The sequence below is a fragment of the Levilactobacillus acidifarinae DSM 19394 = JCM 15949 genome (genome assembly GCF_001434835.1).
GTDB classification, from domain to species: domain Bacteria; phylum Bacillota; class Bacilli; order Lactobacillales; family Lactobacillaceae; genus Levilactobacillus; species Levilactobacillus acidifarinae.
In genome coordinates, this window is sequence record NZ_AZDV01000014.1 from 1 (window position 1) to 278 (window position 278).

Below are 278 nucleotides of genomic sequence, written 5' to 3' on the forward strand. Positions count from 1 at the left end.
GGAATCAAGAACTCCTTTTCTAAGTCATCAGAGATAAATTGATAGTTCATCTCGCTGCCGTATCCTGCATCGGCGACAACATATTGTGACGCGTTGGGAGTCTGCGCAAAGATATTTGAGAGGAAAGGGACCAAGGTACGTGTATCAGTCGGTCGTTGAAATAGATCAAAATATAGAGCGTATTGATTTTGGCTAGCAACTTGGAGATTGTATCCAGGTTTTAACTGACCATTCTTCATGGGATCTTCTTTCATTCGCATAAAGGTGGCATCTGTATC

1 protein-coding gene is annotated in these 278 nt (G+C 42.1%); it reads right to left on the reverse strand.

Annotation, left to right across the window (positions count from 1 at the left end; genetic code table 11):
* The coding region (locus FD25_RS06200) for a transposase (protein WP_157050053.1) at positions 1-278 on the reverse strand (278 nt) is incomplete at both ends.